General features: G+C 65.3%; 14 protein-coding genes. 6 read left to right on the forward strand and 8 right to left on the reverse strand.

What is annotated here, in order from left to right:
• Window position 1: 1 nt before the first annotated feature.
• Window positions 2-589, reverse strand: a complete 588-nt coding sequence (locus C8N34_RS02385; RefSeq protein WP_242013752.1) for an aminotransferase class IV family protein — start codon at window positions 587-589, stop codon at window positions 2-4.
• Window positions 586-1,716 carry an aminodeoxychorismate synthase component I gene (locus tag C8N34_RS02390; RefSeq protein ID WP_108127293.1) on the reverse strand — a complete coding sequence of 377 codons (1,131 nt, stop codon included), beginning with the start codon at window positions 1,714-1,716 and terminating at the stop codon, window positions 586-588. The genes C8N34_RS02385 and C8N34_RS02390 overlap by 4 nt, the downstream gene beginning before the upstream one ends.
• 205 nt (window positions 1,717-1,921) lie before the next feature.
• Between C8N34_RS02390 and carB the strand changes: the two genes are divergently transcribed.
• Entirely contained in the window at window positions 1,922-5,248 is a 3,327-nt protein-coding gene (carB, locus tag C8N34_RS02395; protein ID WP_108127295.1) for a carbamoyl-phosphate synthase large subunit, read from the forward strand.
• Window positions 5,249-5,293: 45 nt separating this feature from the next.
• Here carB and C8N34_RS02400 read toward each other — a convergent pair whose 3' ends face one another.
• From C8N34_RS02400 to proS, 5 genes are all read right to left on the reverse strand, one after another.
• Entirely contained in the window at window positions 5,294-5,716 is a 423-nt protein-coding gene (locus C8N34_RS02400; RefSeq protein ID WP_108127468.1) for a c-type cytochrome, read from the reverse strand.
• 70 nt (window positions 5,717-5,786) lie between these two features.
• A complete protein-coding gene (locus tag C8N34_RS02405) occupies window positions 5,787-6,461 on the reverse strand; it encodes an ABC transporter ATP-binding protein (RefSeq protein ID WP_108127297.1) in 675 nt (224 codons plus the stop codon).
• Entirely contained in the window at window positions 6,454-7,740 is a 1,287-nt protein-coding gene (locus tag C8N34_RS02410; RefSeq protein WP_108127299.1) for a lipoprotein-releasing ABC transporter permease subunit, read from the reverse strand. Before C8N34_RS02410 ends, C8N34_RS02405 begins: the two co-directional genes overlap by 8 nt.
• Before the next feature lie 130 nt (window positions 7,741-7,870).
• Window positions 7,871-8,794 carry a hypothetical protein gene (locus tag C8N34_RS02415; protein WP_108127301.1) on the reverse strand — a complete coding sequence of 308 codons (924 nt, stop codon included), beginning with the start codon at window positions 8,792-8,794 and terminating at the stop codon, window positions 7,871-7,873.
• Window positions 8,795-9,009: 215 nt separating this feature from the next.
• Window positions 9,010-10,347, reverse strand: coding sequence for a proline--tRNA ligase (gene proS, locus C8N34_RS02420; RefSeq protein ID WP_108127303.1), 1,338 nt, complete (start codon window positions 10,345-10,347; stop codon window positions 9,010-9,012).
• Between the two features lie 163 nt (window positions 10,348-10,510).
• On the opposite strand from proS, the gene C8N34_RS02425 reads away from it, so the two are divergent.
• Window positions 10,511-11,323 carry an NYN domain-containing protein gene (locus tag C8N34_RS02425; RefSeq protein ID WP_108127305.1) on the forward strand — a complete coding sequence of 271 codons (813 nt, stop codon included), beginning with the start codon at window positions 10,511-10,513 and terminating at the stop codon, window positions 11,321-11,323.
• 3 nt (window positions 11,324-11,326) lie between these two features.
• Here the strand turns inward: C8N34_RS02425 and C8N34_RS02430 are convergent, their stop codons facing one another.
• On the reverse strand, window positions 11,327-11,623 hold the full coding sequence (locus tag C8N34_RS02430; protein WP_054301144.1) for an alkylphosphonate utilization protein: 297 nt from the start codon (window positions 11,621-11,623) through the stop codon (window positions 11,327-11,329).
• Window positions 11,624-11,765: 142 nt separating this feature from the next.
• On the opposite strand from C8N34_RS02430, the gene C8N34_RS02435 reads away from it, so the two are divergent.
• From C8N34_RS02435 to C8N34_RS02450, 4 genes are all read left to right on the forward strand, one after another.
• Window positions 11,766-12,848 carry an AI-2E family transporter gene (locus C8N34_RS02435; RefSeq protein WP_108127307.1) on the forward strand — a complete coding sequence of 361 codons (1,083 nt, stop codon included), beginning with the start codon at window positions 11,766-11,768 and terminating at the stop codon, window positions 12,846-12,848.
• Window positions 12,845-13,510 (forward strand): AAA family ATPase, encoded by a 666-nt coding sequence (locus tag C8N34_RS02440; protein WP_108127309.1) that lies wholly within the window; start codon window positions 12,845-12,847, stop codon window positions 13,508-13,510. Before C8N34_RS02435 ends, C8N34_RS02440 begins: the two co-directional genes overlap by 4 nt.
• A 54-nt stretch (window positions 13,511-13,564) precedes the next feature.
• On the forward strand, window positions 13,565-15,751 hold the full coding sequence (locus tag C8N34_RS02445) for an RNA degradosome polyphosphate kinase (protein WP_108127311.1): 2,187 nt from the start codon (window positions 13,565-13,567) through the stop codon (window positions 15,749-15,751).
• A 72-nt stretch (window positions 15,752-15,823) separates the two neighbouring features.
• A complete protein-coding gene (locus C8N34_RS02450) occupies window positions 15,824-17,371 on the forward strand; it encodes a Ppx/GppA family phosphatase (RefSeq protein ID WP_229825265.1) in 1,548 nt (515 codons plus the stop codon).
• The last annotated feature ends 2 nt before the right edge of the window (window positions 17,372-17,373 follow it).

Genomic DNA, 17,373 nt, shown 5'->3' on the forward strand with positions numbered 1-17,373 from the left:
TTCACCCCAGCCAGACCGCCGGGATCAGCCCGCGCAGCGCGTTCCCGGCCCAGAGCCGGACCTGCGGCAGGTCTTCTGCGCGCAACACCTCTTCCGGGCAGCCGAGTTCGGCACGCAGCACGCCGGGCAGGCAGCCGCTGGCCAGCGGCGGTGTCCGCATCCCCTGCCCCCGATCAAAGAACAGCGTGCTGATCGTGCCCTCGCAGACCTCGCCACGTTCGTTGAGGAAGATCACTTCCTCCACGCCCTCGGGCAGCGCGGCGCGGCTGGCATCATACAGCGCGCGGCGGGTGGTCTTGTGGCGCAGCCAGGGGTCCGCGCTGTCGAGCCGGAGCGGCGAAAGCGCCAGCCGCCAGTGCGACGCGGCGGGCGGCAGCGGTGCCGCCGTCACCTCGATATCGCCCGCCTGGCCCAGCGTCAGCCGGACACGAGCCGTGCCCTCGGGGGCGGGCAGCGCCTCCTGCACCGCCGTGAGGTCGCAACTGTAGCGCAGCACTGCGGCAGAGCCTGCCAGCCGCACCAGATGCAGCGGCAGGCGCGGATAGGACGCCCCATCCCACAGCATCGTTTCAATGAGGCGCGGCGTCATCGGACCAGCGCCGCGGCATAGCGCGCCTTCCAGTGAGCCTCGTCCCATTCGCCCTGCGTGGTGGAATCGTAGACCACGCCACCGCCGACGTTCAGCACCACGCGATTGTCCGGCCAGACCGACAGCGTGCGGATCGCCACGTTGAAAACCGAGGCACCATCCGGCGCCATCCAGCCGATTGCCCCGCAATAGACCCCGCGCGGGAAGGGCTCGACCTCGCGGATGATCTCCATCGCGCGGATCTTCGGCGCCCCGGTGATCGAGCCGCAGGGGAACAGAGCGGGCATCAGCCGGGCCATTGCGGGTGGTTCGACCAGTTGCCCGACGACGCGCGACGACATCTGATGAACGGTGGCGAAAGCCTCCACCGCGAAAAGTTCGGGCACCTTGACCGAGCCGACCTCGGCAAGGCGCGAGATGTCATTGCGCAGCAGATCGACGATCATCAGATTTTCGGCCCGGCCCTTTTCGGAACGGTACAGTTCTTCCGCCAGCGCGGCATCTTCCTCCGGGTCGGCGCCACGCGGCGCGGTGCCTTTCATCGGGCGGCTTTCGATGCGCCCGGCAGCGGTGGTGGAAAAGAACAGCTCGGGGCTGCGTGACACGATGACCGGGCCGCTGCCAAGATCCAGATAGGCGCCATACCCCACCGCCTGCCGCGCCCGCAGCGCCGCGTAAAGCCCAAGGGGCGTGCCGGTCAGGCGGCTTTCCATCGGGAAGGTCTGATTGATCTGATAGCAATCGCCCGCGCCGATATAGGCCGCCACCTTTTCGGCGGCCAAGCCGTAATCCGCGCGGCTGATCATTGGCACCAGCGGCGCGAGCGTGGCGCCACCTGCCGACCGTGCGGTTTCCAGCAGCGGTCCGCCCGGCGCGGGGGCATCAAAAACACCGAAGGCCAGCAGCGGGTGATCCCGGTTCTCCGGCATCAGGGGCGCCAGCTTCGGCTCCAGCGCATAGCCCGCCTCGTAGGACAGATAACCCGCTATCCAGCCGCCCGATGCCCGCGCCGCATCCAGCCGCGCCAGGGCGGGTGCCAGCGCGTCCGCCTCCCACACGACAATGGTCTCGCGCGGGGCGTCAAACAGGGCCGGGCGGCCCTGCGGCCCGTGTTCCAACAGGATCATGCCTCGCCCTCCGTTCGACCGCTTTCCCGCGATGTAGCAGCCATGCCGCGCGCCGACCAGCCCGATGCCGACATGCCGTTCCTTCCCTGCGCCAGATAGACCCTTGCGCCCCGAACTGACGCGACTATAACCCCGCCAATTTGCGCGATGCTCAGAATCCCTCCCCCGCCCCCTTGGGTGCGGCGGAGCACACACGGGGGCCCCCATGCCGAAAAGAACCGATATCTCCTCGATCATGATCATCGGTGCGGGGCCCATCGTCATCGGGCAGGCCTGCGAGTTCGACTATTCCGGCGCACAGGCCTGCAAGGCGCTGCGCGAGGAAGGGTATCGCGTCATCCTCGTGAACTCCAACCCCGCAACGATCATGACCGATCCGGGGCTGGCGGATGCGACCTATATCGAGCCGATCACCCCCGAAGTGGTGGCCAAGATCATCGAAAAGGAACGCCCCGACGCAATCCTGCCGACCATGGGCGGGCAGACCGGCCTGAACACCACGCTGGCGCTGGATGATCTGGGCGTGCTGGAAAAGTTCAACGTCAAGCTGATCGGCGCCAATCGCCAAGCCATCGAAATGGCCGAAGACCGCAAGCTGTTCCGCGAGGCGATGGACCGGCTGGGGCTGGAGAACCCGAAGGCAACCATCATCGCCGCCCCCAAGGTCGGGACCAAGTTCGACATCGCGGCCGGTGTGGCCGAGGCGATGAAGGCGCTGGATTATGTCGGCCTTCCGGCCATCATCCGTCCCGCTTTCACGCTGGGCGGCACGGGTGGCGGCGTCGCCTACAACCGCGACGATTACGAGGCCATCGTGAAATCGGGGCTGGAAGCCAGCCCCGTCGCGCAGGTTCTGGTCGATGAATCGCTTCTCGGCTGGAAAGAATACGAGATGGAGGTGGTGCGCGACCGCAAGGACAACGCCATCATCGTCTGTTCCATCGAGAATATTGATCCGATGGGCGTGCATACCGGCGACTCCATCACCGTGGCCCCGGCGCTGACGCTGACCGACAAGGAATATCAGATCATGCGCAACGGCTCCATCGCCGTGCTGCGCGAGATCGGGGTGGAGACCGGCGGGTCGAACGTTCAATGGGCGATCAACCCGAAAGATGGCCGCATGGTCGTCATCGAGATGAACCCGCGGGTGTCGCGGTCTTCGGCGCTGGCGTCCAAGGCCACCGGCTTCCCCATCGCCAAGATCGCGGCGAAGCTGGCGGTCGGCTATACGCTGGACGAGCTGGACAACGACATCACCAAGGTCACGCCCGCCTCGTTCGAGCCGTCGATCGACTATGTCGTCACCAAGATCCCGCGCTTTGCCTTTGAAAAATTCCCGGGGTCCGAGCCGCATCTGACCACCGCGATGAAATCGGTGGGCGAGGTCATGGCCATCGGCCGTACCATCCACGAAAGCCTGCAAAAAGCGCTGGCGAGCCTTGAGACCGGCCTCAGCGGCTTTGACGAAATCGCCATTCCCGGCGCGCCCGACAAGGCCTCGATCTTCAAGGCGCTGGGTCAGCAAACCCCCGACCGGCTGCGCGTGATCGCTCAGGCCATGCGCCACGGCCTCAGCGATGACGAGATCCAGCAGGCGACCAGTTTCGACCCGTGGTTCCTCGCCCGTATCCGCGAGATCATCGGGACCGAAGCACAGATCCGCGCCGAGGGTCTGCCGGTCACCGAAGAGGGCCTGCGCGGGCTGAAGATGATGGGCTTTACCGATGCCCGTCTGGCCAAGCTCACCGGCCGCGATGAAGGTCAGGTCCGCCGCGCGCGCCGCAATCTGGGCGTGAAGGCGGTGTTCAAGCGTATCGACACCTGCGCCGCCGAATTCGAGGCGCAGACCCCCTACATGTATTCCACCTATGAGGCCCCCGCGATGGGCGATGTGGAATGCGAAAGCCGCCCGTCGAATGCAAAGAAGGTAGTCATCCTTGGCGGTGGCCCAAACCGGATCGGCCAGGGCATCGAGTTCGATTACTGCTGCTGCCACGCCTGTTTCGCGCTGACCGCGCAGGGCTATGAAACCATCATGGTCAACTGCAACCCGGAAACGGTTTCGACCGACTATGACACCTCGGACCGGCTGTATTTCGAGCCGCTGACGCTCGAACATGTGCTTGAAATCCTGCGGGTAGAGCAGGAAAACGGCACGTTGCATGGCGTGATCGTGCAGTTCGGCGGACAGACGCCGCTGAAACTGGCCAATGCGCTGCATGAGGAAGGCATCCCGATCCTCGGCACCACGCCCGACGCGATTGATCTGGCCGAAGATCGTGAGCGGTTCCAGAAGCTGCTGAACGATCTGGGCCTGAAACAGCCGGTGAACGGCACCGCCCGTTCGCGCGACGAGGCGTTCGCTGTGGCCGCAGATGTGGGTTACCCGCTGGTCATCCGCCCCTCCTTCGTGCTGGGTGGCCGCGCGATGGAGATCATCCGCGACGACGCGCAACTGGAACGCTACATCCGCGACGCGGTGCAGGTCTCAGGCAACAACCCGGTGCTGCTGGACAGCTATCTGGCCGGCGCCATCGAGGTGGATGTCGATGCGCTGTGCGATGGCGAGAATGTCCATGTCGCGGGCATCATGGAACATATCGAGGAAGCGGGCGTCCATTCGGGCGACTCGGCTTGCTGCCTGCCGCCGCACAGCCTGTCCGACGACACGGTGGCCGAGCTGAAGCGCCAGACGGTGCTGATGGCCCGTGCGCTGCATGTCGTCGGCCTGATGAACGTGCAATTCGCCATCAAGGACGGCGTGATCTATGTGCTGGAAGTGAACCCGCGCGCCAGCCGCACCGTGCCCTTCGTCGCCAAGGCCACTGACAGTGCCATCGCCTCTATCGCCGCGCGGCTGATGGCAGGCGAGCCGCTGTCGAACTTCCCCGAACGCGCCCCTTATGACGCGGGCGTCGGCCCTGATTCGGTGCTGCCGCTGGCCGATCCGAACACGCTGGCCAACCCGATCACGCCATGGTTCAGCGTCAAGGAAGCCGTGCTGCCCTTCGCCCGCTTCCCCGGCGTCGACCCGCTTCTGGGGCCGGAAATGCGCTCCACCGGCGAGGTCATGGGCTGGGACCGCACCTTTGCGCTGGCCTTCCTCAAGGCCCAGATGGGTGCGGGGATGAACCTGCCGGAAAGCGGCCGGGTTTTCCTCAGCGTCAAGGATGCCGACAAGTCCGAAGCGCTGGCCGGAGCCGCGCACGACCTGATCGCCATGGGGTTCGAGATCGTGGCGACGCGCGGCACCGCAAGCTGGCTGTCGGCGCAGGGCGTGGCGGCGACTTTGGTCAACAAGGTCTACGAAGGCCGTCCGAACATCGTGGACAGCCTCAAGAACAATGAAATCACCGTGGTGATGAACACGACCGAAGGCGCGCAGGCCATCGCCGACAGCCGTGACATCCGCCGCGTCGCGCTGATGGACAAGATCCCCTATTTCACCACCGCCGCCGCATCCATCGCCGCCGTCGCCGCGATGAAGGCCCGCGCGGAAGGTTACGGGGTCCGCACGCTTCAGGGCTGATCCCCTGCCCCATGACGCAAACGGCGCCCCGAGGGGCGCCGTTTTTCATTTGGCCTGCATGTCGCGGACATATTCGCCCAGTTGTACAAGCCGCAGCGGCGTGGGCGTGGCAATACCGTCGCCGCTGTCGAACAGCACCATCTTCTCGCCTTCCAGCAGGGGTGCGAATTGCGGCATGACCACACCATCGGGTGTGCGGGCATAGCCCCAGATCTTGCTCATCACCCGCGCCATCGGGAACTTGCCGCGGTTCTTCGCGGAAATACGGGTCAGATCAGCCGGGCGCTTGTCCAGCGTATCGGCCATCGGCCCGTCGCCCTTGCCGGCATCGCCATGGCAAGCCGCGCAATAGGTGGCAAAATCCTCGGCCCCGGTCGGCACTTTCTTCGCCAGCGGCAGACAGGCCGCCAGAGCCAGCGGCAAGAGGGCACCCCCGAGGGCAAGGCGCAGCGGCGTAAGATGGAACATGGCAGTCTCCGAGGTATTTTCCCTCACGAAACCATGCCCGGTCACAGGGCGCAAGCGCCAGATCATGCGCTCAGGCGACGCGCCCCTGTTCCAGCCGGACAACGCGGTCCATCCGCGCGGCGAGTTCCATGTTATGCGTGGCAATCAGCGCCGACAGGCCCGTCGCCCGCACCACCGCCATCAGCGCGCCAAACACCTGATCCGAGGTGCCGGGGTCCAGGTTTCCGGTCGGCTCGTCCGCCAGCAAAAGCTTCGGCGCATTGGCCAGCGCGCGACAGAAGGCGACGCGCTGCTGCTCGCCGCCCGAAAGCTCGGCCGGGCGGTGGCCCGCGCGGTGATCGACGCCGACGCTGGCCAGCAGATCCATCGCGCGCGCCTGCGCCGCCCGCGCGGCCAAGCCGTTCGCCAGTTGCGGCAGCACCACATTTTCCAGCGCGGTAAATTCCGGCAGCAGATGGTGGAACTGATAGATGAACCCCACATCCGCCCGCCGCGCCGCCGTGCGGGCACGATCCGGCAGACCCGTCATCTCGCGCCCGGCGAGATCTACGCGGCCCTCGTCCGGCGTATCCAGAAGCCCCGCGATATGCAGCAGCGTCGATTTCCCCGCCCCCGAGGGCGCCACCAGCGCCACGACCTCGCCCCGCCCCACGCTGAGGCTCGCCCCGTTCAGCACCGTCACGGCCGAGGGTTTGCCCCGGTTGTAGGTCTTGGAAATGGCCTCCAGCCGCAGCACCTCATTCATAGCGCAGCGCCTCCACCGGGTTCATCCGAGCCGCCCGCCGCGCCGGAAAGATCGTGACGATGAACGACAACCCGAGGCTCAGCGCCACGGCCGAGGCCACATCGCCCGCCTGCAACCGCGCCGGCAGGTAATAGATGCCGCGCACCGCCGGATCCCAGACCCCGCCGCCCGAGACATAGTTCACAAAGGAAAAGATCGGGTCGATGTAGATGGCAAACAGACAGCCCAGAACCACCCCGGCCAGCGTCCCCACCAGCCCCGTCGAGGCGCCGCAGATGAAGAACACCCGCAGGATCGCGCCTTCCGTCAGCCCCATGGTGCGCAGAATGCCGATGTCGCGGCCCTTGTTCTTCACCAGCATGATCAGCCCCGAGATGATGTTCATCGCCGCGATCAGCACAAGGATCGACAGGATGATGAACATCACATTGTCCTCGATATCCAGCGCGCGCAGGAAGGATCCCGCACTGTCCCGCCAGGTCCAGAGCAGCGTGCGCTCGCCCCCCGCCTGCAACAGCGGCAGTTCATATTTCTCGATATGATCGGGGTCAGCCACCATGACCTCGATCTCATCCGCCCGCCCCTCGCGGTTGAAATATTCCTGCGCCTCGGTGAAGGGCAGGTAAACACGGGTCCGGTCGATATCATAGCGCCCGGCGGTGAAGATATAGACCACCTCATAGGCATTGACCCGCGGCGAAGTGCCGAAGGCGGTCTTCACCCCGTCGGGCGAGATCAGCCGCAGCCGGTCACCGATCCCCACCCCAAGTTCGCGCGCAAGGCCTGATCCGATGGCGATGCCCTCGTCGAAACGCGCGATGTCCCCCTCGTGTTCGGCCCCGTCACCGACACGCGGAATGCTGCGCAGGTCGTCCAGCCGGATGCCAAAGACCTCGGCCCCCATGTTCACGCCATTGGCGGTGGCCATGACCTGCCCCTTGACCAGCGGCGCCGCCCGCACCACCCCCGGCACGGCCGCCAGCCGTTCGGCCCGCGCGTCATAATCGCTGAACCCGCGCAGGGACCGGCCGTTGTCATCGACCTCAGCACTGGCATAAACCGTCACATGCGCATTGGCGCCAAGAATCGTATCAACGAATTCCGCCCGGAACCCGGCCCGCACCGCCAGTGTGGCGATCAGTGCGAAGACCGCCAGCGCAATGCCGATCAGGCTGATCCAGGTCATCACGCTGACGCCGCCCTCGCTGCGTCTTGCACGCAGATAGCGCCAGGCGATCATCCATTCGAACGGGGCAAAAGGCGGGGTGCGTGTGCTCATGATGCCGGGTTGTTCCGCCCTTTGCCACAAAGGTCAAGCGCCGCCTGCATCACTTCACCGTTGTCCTCTGCTTCTTGCGCAAATACTCGCGGGGGTCCGGGGGCGGCAGCCCCCGGGGGGACCATCCCGCTCAGCCCAGCCGCATCAGCTTGAAGACCGAAAGCTGGTTGCGCAGGACCCCGGCATGAACGCAAGCCCAGCCGTCATCCGAATAGTTGCGCATGTCGCGCTGGAAGGCATAGACCGCCTCAATGTAGTCCTTGCGCTTCGCATCATGCGGCGCCACCGCATTCGGCACCACCAGCACCGAACGCCGCGCGATCCGGGTGAACTCGCCCACCACCTTCATCCAGTCACGCGGATGGCAATAATGCTCGATCGCGTCGAAACAGATCACGCTGTCGAGGCTCTTGTCCGCAAAGGGATAGGGTCCGCTGCCCGCATCGAACAGCCGCACATCAAGACCAAGGCTTTCGGTGATCGGCCGATAGGGCCAGTCGCGCACCACGCCCGAGCCGTCATGCAGGCCATGGTCGTCCCGCGCGGAGGTCAGATCACTGCCGTTGAAATCCCGATACCGGCTGTCCAGCGCCGCCCCGCCGACGAAATTGGCAAAATCATTGCCGATGACCCGGTGCCCCTTCCGGCGCAGGATTTCCAGCGTCGCACCATGGGCGGTGGACATTTCCAGCACCTCACGCGGCGCGCAGCCCTCGGCCATCAGTTCGGGCATATGTTGCAGCAGCAGCGCCCAGCAACGCCGTATATTCTTGAAATGGATTACATATTTCCGCTGAATACAGCGGCTGACATGCTCCAGCCCCTCGGGCGTCAGGTCATAGGGCACCGCAAGATCGGCGGGGGGCAGATCACCGAAGGCGGCGATGATCTCGTCATTCGACGGATGCCGACGGGCCTCGCGGGTCAGGAACTGTTCAAAGAACGTGTCACGCAAGGCGGCCATCTTGCGCCGATATCCGTCGTGGCCCTTCCGGTGGTCCGCCGGCCGCGCCCGCTCGTTCTCGATCAATTCGGCATGGTTCAGTTTCAGCATCGCCCCTACCCGCACTGCTTCCCCGCCCCGGGGAGATTACCGTTTGTGTTCTGCCCGCTGTCTTGCCTGCAAACAAGCTGGAACGGTTGCTCCAAGGGGCGGAAAGTGCCCTGTGACCTGACAGCGCCCCCAAGACCCGCCCCCGCGCACGGGACCGGGCAAGAAAAACCGGCAGGAGGCCCTGCCGGTTCGTTGTCCTGCCATCTGCTGGTCGGTCAGATCCCGGCGTAGATCTGCGCGATACGGTCCACAGCGGCTTCGGCGCTCATTTCCTCGCTTTCGCCGGTGCGGCGCGAGGTCAGTTCGACCACGCCACTTGCCAGACCGCGCGGGCCGACGGTGATGCGCCACGGCAGGCCGATCAGATCCATCGTGGCGAATTTGGCCCCCGCGCGTTCGTCGCGGTCATCGTACAGCGGGTCGAGGCCCCTGGACTTGATCGCCTTGTAAAGCCCTTCGCAGGCTGCATCGGTGGCGCTGTCACCCTGTTTCAGGTTCACGATACCGCAGTGGAACGGGGTCACGCCTTCCGGCCAGATGATGCCCTTGTCATCGTGGCTGGCCTCGATGATCGCGCCCAGCAGGCGCGAGACACCGATCCCATGGCTGCCCATCTCGACCGGCACGCGGTTGCCGTCGGCGGTGACGACGGTGGCGCCCATCGGTTCGGAATATTTGGTGCCGAAGTAGAAGATCTGCCCGACCTCGATACCGCGCCCGACCTTGCGATGCGCCTCGGGAACAGCGTTGAACGCTGCCTCGTCATGGGTTTCATCCGTGCGCGCGTAAAGCGAGGTGAATTCCTCGCAGATACCCAGAACCTCGGCCCGGTTATCAAAATCGACCTCGCGGTCGCCCAGCTTCAGCGCGGTCACGCGGTCGTCGTAGAACACTTCCGACTCGCCGGTGGAGGCCAGAACGAGGAATTCATGGGTATTGTCGCCGCCGATCGGGCCGGAGGCGGCGCGCATCGGAATCGCGGTCAGGCCCATGCGTTCATATGTGCGCAGGTAGCTGACCATGTGGCGGTTGTAGGCGTGCAGCGCGTCCTCTTTGGTGAGGTCGAAGTTGTAGCCGTCCTTCATCAGGAACTCGCGGCCCCGCATCACACCGAAGCGCGGGCGCACCTCGTCACGGAACTTCCACTGGATGTGGTAAAGCGTCAGCGGTAGATCCTTGTAGCTGTTCACATGGCTGCGGAAGATGTCGGTGATCATCTCCTCGTTGGTCGGACCATAGAGCATGTCGCGTTCGTGGCGGTCCTTGATGCGAAGCATCTCGGCACCGTAATCGTCATAGCGGCCGCTTTCGCGCCACAGGTCGGCCGGTTGCAGCGTCGGCATCAGCAGCGGGATGTGCCCGGCGCGGATCTGTTCCTCATGCACGATCTGCTCGATGCGTTTCAGCACCTTGAAGCCCATCGGCAGCCAGGAATAAATCCCCGCCGCCTGTTGCTTGATCATGCCGGCACGCAGCATGTAGCGGTGTGAGACGATCTGCGCCTCGGCGGGGTTTTCCTTCAGGACGGGCAGGAAGTAGCGCGACAGACGCATGGGGTGGCCTCTTGGCAAAAGCTTTCGGCGGTTTTCCTAGCGGGTTCGCGGCCTGCGGGCAAGTTCCGCGCCACAGAAGCCCCGGGGTCAGGCCCCTTGCCCGCAGGATGTGGGCGTGCGACCAAGGCATATTGCAACCCTGAATTGCCAAGGCCCGTTTCAGATGACCTATTTTGATACAGCCCTGCTGGCCCTGTTGCTGCTGACCCTGCTGGGGCTCGGCGCCGCACTCTGGCCAGGCCGCCGCGCCGCGCCCCGACCGGACCCCAGGGCCCGCGCCGCGTTGCGCCAGAAGGCCGAGACGCTGGCCCTGCGTGGCCGCATCCTTGCCATCACGCCCGAGACCAGCCTGCCCGACTTGACCCTGACCCCGCTGGGCGAGGTCTGGCTCAGCCGTCCGAAGGGGGTTTCCGCCGAAGGGGCGCTGGCCGTGAAGGCGGCGGCGCGCTTTCCGCTGGCGCGCGCGCTGACCGGGTTGCGGCAGCGCCCGAAAGGCGGGCGCGTCGAATGGTCTGCTACCGCCTGTGCCGCCAGCCCGCGCCATGGCACCGAACAGCCCCGCACGCCACGCCCGCAGGCAACAGTGCTGGTCGACGGCTCCAACGTGGTGATGTGGGAAAAGAACTCGGGCCTGACGGACAAGGCGCAGCTTGCCACGCTGCAATCCGTGATCGACCTGCTGATGGCGGAAGGGCGCGCGGTCAAGGTCATCTTCGATGCCAATATCGCCTATACGCTGTTCGGGCGCGGCATGTCGGTGGAAGAGCTGACCCGCCGCATCGCCCGCCCCGCCGCCGACATCGAGATGACCGCCAAGGGCCAGATCGCCGACGCATGGCTGATCGACAGCGCCTTCACCACCGGCGCCACCATCGTCAGCAACGATCTTTACCGCGACCATCCCCGCGCGCGGTTTCTGTCCATGCGGCGCGGGTTTTCGCACGGCGGCGTGGCAGAGCTGTTGCCGCCGCGCTGATCCTCAGCCGCGCTTGCGCACGAATTCGGTGCGCAGCACCAGACCCTTGATCGTGTCGTGGCGGCAGTCAATTTCCTCGGGGTTGTCAGTCAGCCGGATCGAGCGGATGACGGTGCCCTGTTTCAGCGTGGTGCCGGCGCCCTTGACCTTGAGGTCTTTCACCAGAACCACCTGATCGCCGTCGGCCAGCACATTGCCCGCCGCATCCTTCACCACGACCGCCGCTTCGGCCCGCACCTCGGAGGCCGGACGCCATTCACCGCTGGCTTCATCATAGACATATTCGTCGTCGTCGCTCATTCCGCTCTCCTGCGCCGGACATGGGGCAGCCCTCGCATGAAATTGCCTGTCGTTACAAGGCCAAGGCAGGCTTTGCGCGGCCGCCCCTTGAAACCTGCGCCCCGATGCGCAATCTGAAGGAAAGGTAGTCTGGCGGGGTCCGATGTCGCTTCCGGTGCGCGAACAGGTGAAATACTGGGGCCTTGCCGCATTGCTGTTCGTAGCAGTGCTGTGGTTTCTGGGGGCGGTGATCCTGCCCTTCCTCGTTGGCGGGGCCATCGCCTATTTCATGGACCCTCTGGCCGACCGGCTGGAACGCGCGGGCCTCAGCCGGGCCGCCGCGACGGGTGTTATCTCCATAGCGGCCCTGCTGCTGACGGTGCTGCTGTTCCTTGCCGTGCTGCCCGTGCTGTTCAACCAGCTGACCGCGCTGGTGAACGAGGCGCCGGTGATGTTCCGGCGGCTGCAAGCTTTCATGCTGGAACGCTTTCCCGATCTTCAGGACCAAACCTCGACCATGCGTCAGACGCTGGAGAATATCGGCAAGCTGATCCAGTCGAAGGGGGGCGAGCTGGCGCAGTCGCTGATCGGTTCGGCCATGGGGGTCATCAACGCGGTGGTCTTCATCGTCGTCGTGCCGGTGGTCGCCTTTTACATGCTGCTGGACTGGGACCGCATGGTAGCCCGCGTCGATGAGATCCTGCCGCGCGATCATGCCCCGACCGTGCGCCATCTCGCACGCGAGATCGACCGGGTTCTGGCCGCCTTCGTGCGCGGGCAAATCTCGGTCTGCCTGATTCTCGGCACCTTCTACGCCGTGGCGCTGATGCTGGCGGGGCTGAATTACGGGATCGTCGTCGGTGCGATTGCCGGGGCCATAACCTTCATCCCTTACGTCGGCGCCATCATCGGCGGCGCACTGGCCATGGGTCTGGCCCTGTTCCAGTTCTGGGGCGACTGGCTGCAGATCGGCATCGTCGCCGGGATCTTCGCGCTGGGGCAGTTTCTGGAAGGCAATGTCATCACGCCGAAACTGGTGGGCAATTCGGTCGGGCTGCATCCGGTGTGGCTTCTGTTCGCGCTGTCGGCCTTCGGCTCGGTTTTCGGCTTCGTCGGGATGCTGGTGGCGGTGCCGGTGGCGGCGGCACTGGGGGTTCTGGCGCGCTTTGCCATAGACCAGTACAAGCAGAGCCGCCTTTACCTCGGCCTTGGCCCCACAGCACGACGCGACGACAATACCCCGTGACCGCCCAGCTTGCCTTCGATCTGCCCGCGCGCGCCTCGCTGCGCCGCGAGGATTTCTTTGCCTCGCCCGCCAATGCCATGGCGCTGGCGACGCTGGAAGCCGGGGGCTGGCCGCTGGACAAGCTTTTGCTGATCGGCCCTCCCGGATCGGGCAAGACCCATCTGGCGCATATCTGGGCGGCACGGGCAGGCGCGACACTGCTGGAGGCGGCCGCGCTGGGACAGACCGATGTGGACGCCCGCGCCACCGGCCCCGTGGTACTGGAGGATGCCGCAACAGTGGCAGGCGATGCGCGCGCCGAAACCGCGCTCTTTCACCTGCACAACCGGCTGGCCGAACGCCGCCTGCCCTTCCTGATGACCGCCGCAACCCCACCGCGCGACTGGGGCATCCGCCTGCCCGACCTGCTGAGCCGGATGCAGGGCACCGCCCTGACCCGGATCGAGCCACCCGATGATGCGCTGCTGTCTGCGGTGCTGGTCAAGCAGTTCAGCGACCGCCAGATCGCCGTGCCGCCCGCGCTGATCCCCTGGCTCGTCGCGCGCATGGGGCGCAGTCTGGCCGAAGCGCGCAACCTTGTGGCCGATCTGGACGCACTGGCACTGGCGCGCGGCGTGCCGATCAGCCGCACCCTTGCAGCCGAGGTGCTGGACAGCGCCTGAACCTGCACCGATATTGGGCGTAACCCCATGCCCGCCAAGACATAAAGCAAGCAGATGACACAGGCAGATTTTCTCAAGTCCCCTTTTGAAACCCCGGTCGAGCTTTGCGAGGCCGAAACCACTGGCCCGCGCCGTTTTTTCAATCGCGAACTCAGCTGGCTCGCCTTCAACTGGCGCGTGCTGGAGGAAGCGGCAAATCCGCTGGTGCCGCTGCTGGAACGGCTGCGCTTCCTGTCGATCTCGGCCACCAACCTTGATGAATTCTATACCGTCCGCGTGGCCGGTCTGCGCGCCATGGTGCGCAACGGCACCCCCACCCTGTCGGAAGACGGCCGCACCCCGACTGAACAGTTGCGGCTGATCAATGACGATGCGCGGCGTCTGATGAAGATGCAGCAGATCACCTACAAGAAACTGAAGCGCGAGATGGAAGCGGCGGGGATCGAGATTCTGACCCGCTCCAAACTGACGGCGCGCGATCACAAGCTGCTGGAGGATCATTTCCTCCACAAGGTATTTCCGGTGTTGTCGCCCTTGGCTATCGACCCGGCGCACCCCTTCCCCTTCATTCCGAACACCGGCTTCTGCCTTGCACTGCAACTGGAACGCGCGACCGACCGGCGGGCCTTGCAGGCGCTGCTGCCGATCCCGCAACAGGTGGCGCGTTTCGTTTCGCTGCCGGGGCGCGAGGGCGAAAGCCGATTCCTGCCGCTGGAGGAACTGCTGCTGCTGCATCTCGACATGCTGTTCCCCGGCTATGTCGACCGCGGCCATTGCGCCTTCCGGGTGCTGCGCGACAGTGATCTGGAGGTGGAGGACGAGGCCGAGGATCTGGTACGCAGCTTCGAGACCGCGCTGAAACGCCGCCGCCGGGGCGAGGTGATCCGCATGAAGATCAGTGCCGGAGCCCCCCCGGAACTGAAATCGCTGATCATGGACGAACTCCACGTCATTCCCGATGAGGTGGTGGAGGTGCGCGGCCTGCTGGGCGTGGCCGATCTGAAGGAACTGGTGCTGTCCTCGCGCCCCGACCTGCTGTGGCCCTCTTTCACGCCGCGCGTGCCGGAACGGGTGCAGGATCACGAGGGCGACATGTTTGCCGCGATCCGGCAGAAGGACATGCTGCTGCATCACCCTTACGAAACCTTCGACATGGTGATCCGTTTTCTGGAACAGGCGGCGCGGGATCCCAATGTTCTGGCGATCAAGCAGACGCTTTACCGCACCAGTTGGGACAGCCCGATCGTATCGGCCCTGTGCGAGGCGGCGGAGGCCGGGAAATCGGTCACCGCGCTGGTCGAGTTGAAAGCCCGCTTCGACGAGGCGGCGAACATCCGGCAGTCGCGCCGTCTGGAGCGCGCGGGCGCGCATGTGGTCTACGGATTCATGCATCTGAAAACCCATGCGAAAATCAGCACCGTCGTGCGGCGTGAGGGAGAAAATCTGGTGACCTATACCCATTACGGCACCGGCAATTATCACCCGATCACCGCCCGGATCTATACCGACCTTTCGTTCTTCACCTGTGATGCGGCCTTGGGGCGTGATGCAACCAAGGTGTTCAATTACCTGTCGGGCTATGTGCAGCCGCAGGGGCTGGAAAACATCGCCATCGCACCGATGACTCTGAAACCCCGCCTGCTGGAGATGATCCGCGCCGAGGCCGAACATGCCAGCGCAGGCCGACCGGCCGAAATCTGGATCAAGCTCAACAGCCTGATCGAACCCGAGGTCATCGACGCGCTTTATGCCGCAAGTCAGGCCGGGGTGCGGATCAGCCTCGTCGTGCGCGGCATCTGCGGCCTGCGCCCCGGCGTGAAGGGCCTGTCGGAAAACATCCGCGTCAAATCGGTGGTCGGCCGCTTCCTTGAACACAGCCGGATCGTCTGTTTCGGCAATGGCGGCAGCCTGCCCTCGAAACAGGCGCGGGTGTTCCTGTCCTCGGCCGACTGGATGGGCCGCAATCTCAGCCGTCGGGTCGAGACGCTGGTCGAGACCACGAACCCCACGGTGAAAAATCAGATCATGGGGCAGATCATGGCCGCCAATCTGGCGGATGAGGCGCAAAGCTGGGTGCTGCATGGCGATGGCCACTATAGCCGGCAATTGACTACGGCCGATGATAACCTGTTCAGTTGTCACAAATTCTTCATGGAAAACCCGTCTCTGTCCGGGCGGGGCACCGCCGGGGCCAAGGATGTGCCGCGGCTGGCCCGGCCCCGCGACGAAACGCCCGCCTGAGCGGCGTGGCAAGCCTTGACCTGACCGCCGCCTTGGCGGCAAGGTCTGGCGCAGACCGAGGAAGGGACGCCCATGGCAGCAGACGCCAAAACCGCCGACATGGCCGAAGACGGCCGACTGTTTGACCGCCCGCTGTTCAACGATCCATCGGCGCGGGCGGTCAGTCGGGTCGGGGTGGTCGATGTCGGATCGAACTCGGTCCGGATGGTGGTGTTTGACGGGGCCGCCCGCAGCCCCGCCTATTTCTACAATGAAAAGGTGATGGCGGGCCTGGGCAAGGCGCTGGCCGAAACCGGCAAGCTGAACCCCGAGGGCGCCAAGCGTGCCCTTGCCGCGCTGAAACGCTTTGCCCTTCTCGCCGAAGGCATGAAGATCGCCCCCCTGACCGTGGTGGCCACCGCCGCCATGCGCGAGGCCGAGGACGGTCCCGCCTTCCGCGAGTTGGTGGAGCGCGAGACCGGCCTGCATATCCATGTCATCGACGGGTCGGAAGAGGCGCGGCTGTCGGCGCAGGGCGTGCTTCTGGGCTGGCCCGGCGCCCAGGGGATCGTCTGCGACATCGGCGGCAACTCGATGGAACTGGCGCGGATCGGTGGCGGCACGGTCGGCAAACGCATGACCTCGCCCCTTGGCCCGTTCCGCCTGCAACAGGTGGAGGGCGGGCCGAAGAAGCGGCGCGAGCATATCCAGAAAGTCCTGCGCCGCATGCAGGGCGAGTTGGACAGCAAGAACGAACGCATCTATCTGGTCGGCGGATCATGGCGGGTCATCGCGCGGCTGGACATGGAACGCCGCAACTACCCGCTGACCGTGCTGCACGAATATCGCATGACCCCTGCCTCGGTCATCGACACGCTGGACTGGATCGCGGCGTCCGACCTCAATCTGCTGCGCGCCCATACTGGCACCAGCGCCGAGCGGATGGAACTGCTGCCGCTGGCCTGCGAGGTTCTGCGCGAACTGGTCACGGTGTTCCGGCCCTCGGAGATCGACATTTCCTCTTACGGCATCCGTGAGGGGCTGCTGTATGAACAGATGCCCGCGCGCCTGCGCGCCCGCGACCCGCTGATCGAGGCCGCCCGCGCCGCAGAGGCGACTCAGGCCCGCATCCCCGGCTTCGGCAAGAAGCTTTACAATTTCATCCTGCCGATCTTCCGCGAAGCCAGCGACGAACGGCAGCGCCTGATCAAGGCCGCCTGTCTGCTGCATGACACCACATGGCGCGCGCATCCTGACTACCGGGCGGAAGCCTGTTTCGACAATGCCACCCGCGCCAACCTGGGCGGGCTGGATCATCCGGGCCGGGTGTTTCTGGGGCTCGCGCTGCTCCACCGCTACAAGAACAGCCGTACCGGCAGCCGGATGGAGCCGCTGTTCCGCCTGCTGACCGACGAGGAGATCATCGAGGCCGAGGTTCTGGGCAAAGCGATGCGCTTTGGCGCCATGTTCTCGACCGACCGCCCGGAAGAAGCCGGCAGCCTGCACTGGTCGCCGCGCAAGAAGGTGCTGGAACTGAAGCTGACTGAACGCGGTGTCGGCCTGATGGGCGAGGTGGCGCAGGCGCGCTTCAACGCGCTGGTGGTGGCGCTGAAAGCCAAACCCAAGATCACGCTGGCGTAAAC

The organism is Gemmobacter caeni (assembly GCF_003054195.1).
Classification (GTDB): domain Bacteria; phylum Pseudomonadota; class Alphaproteobacteria; order Rhodobacterales; family Rhodobacteraceae; genus Gemmobacter; species Gemmobacter caeni.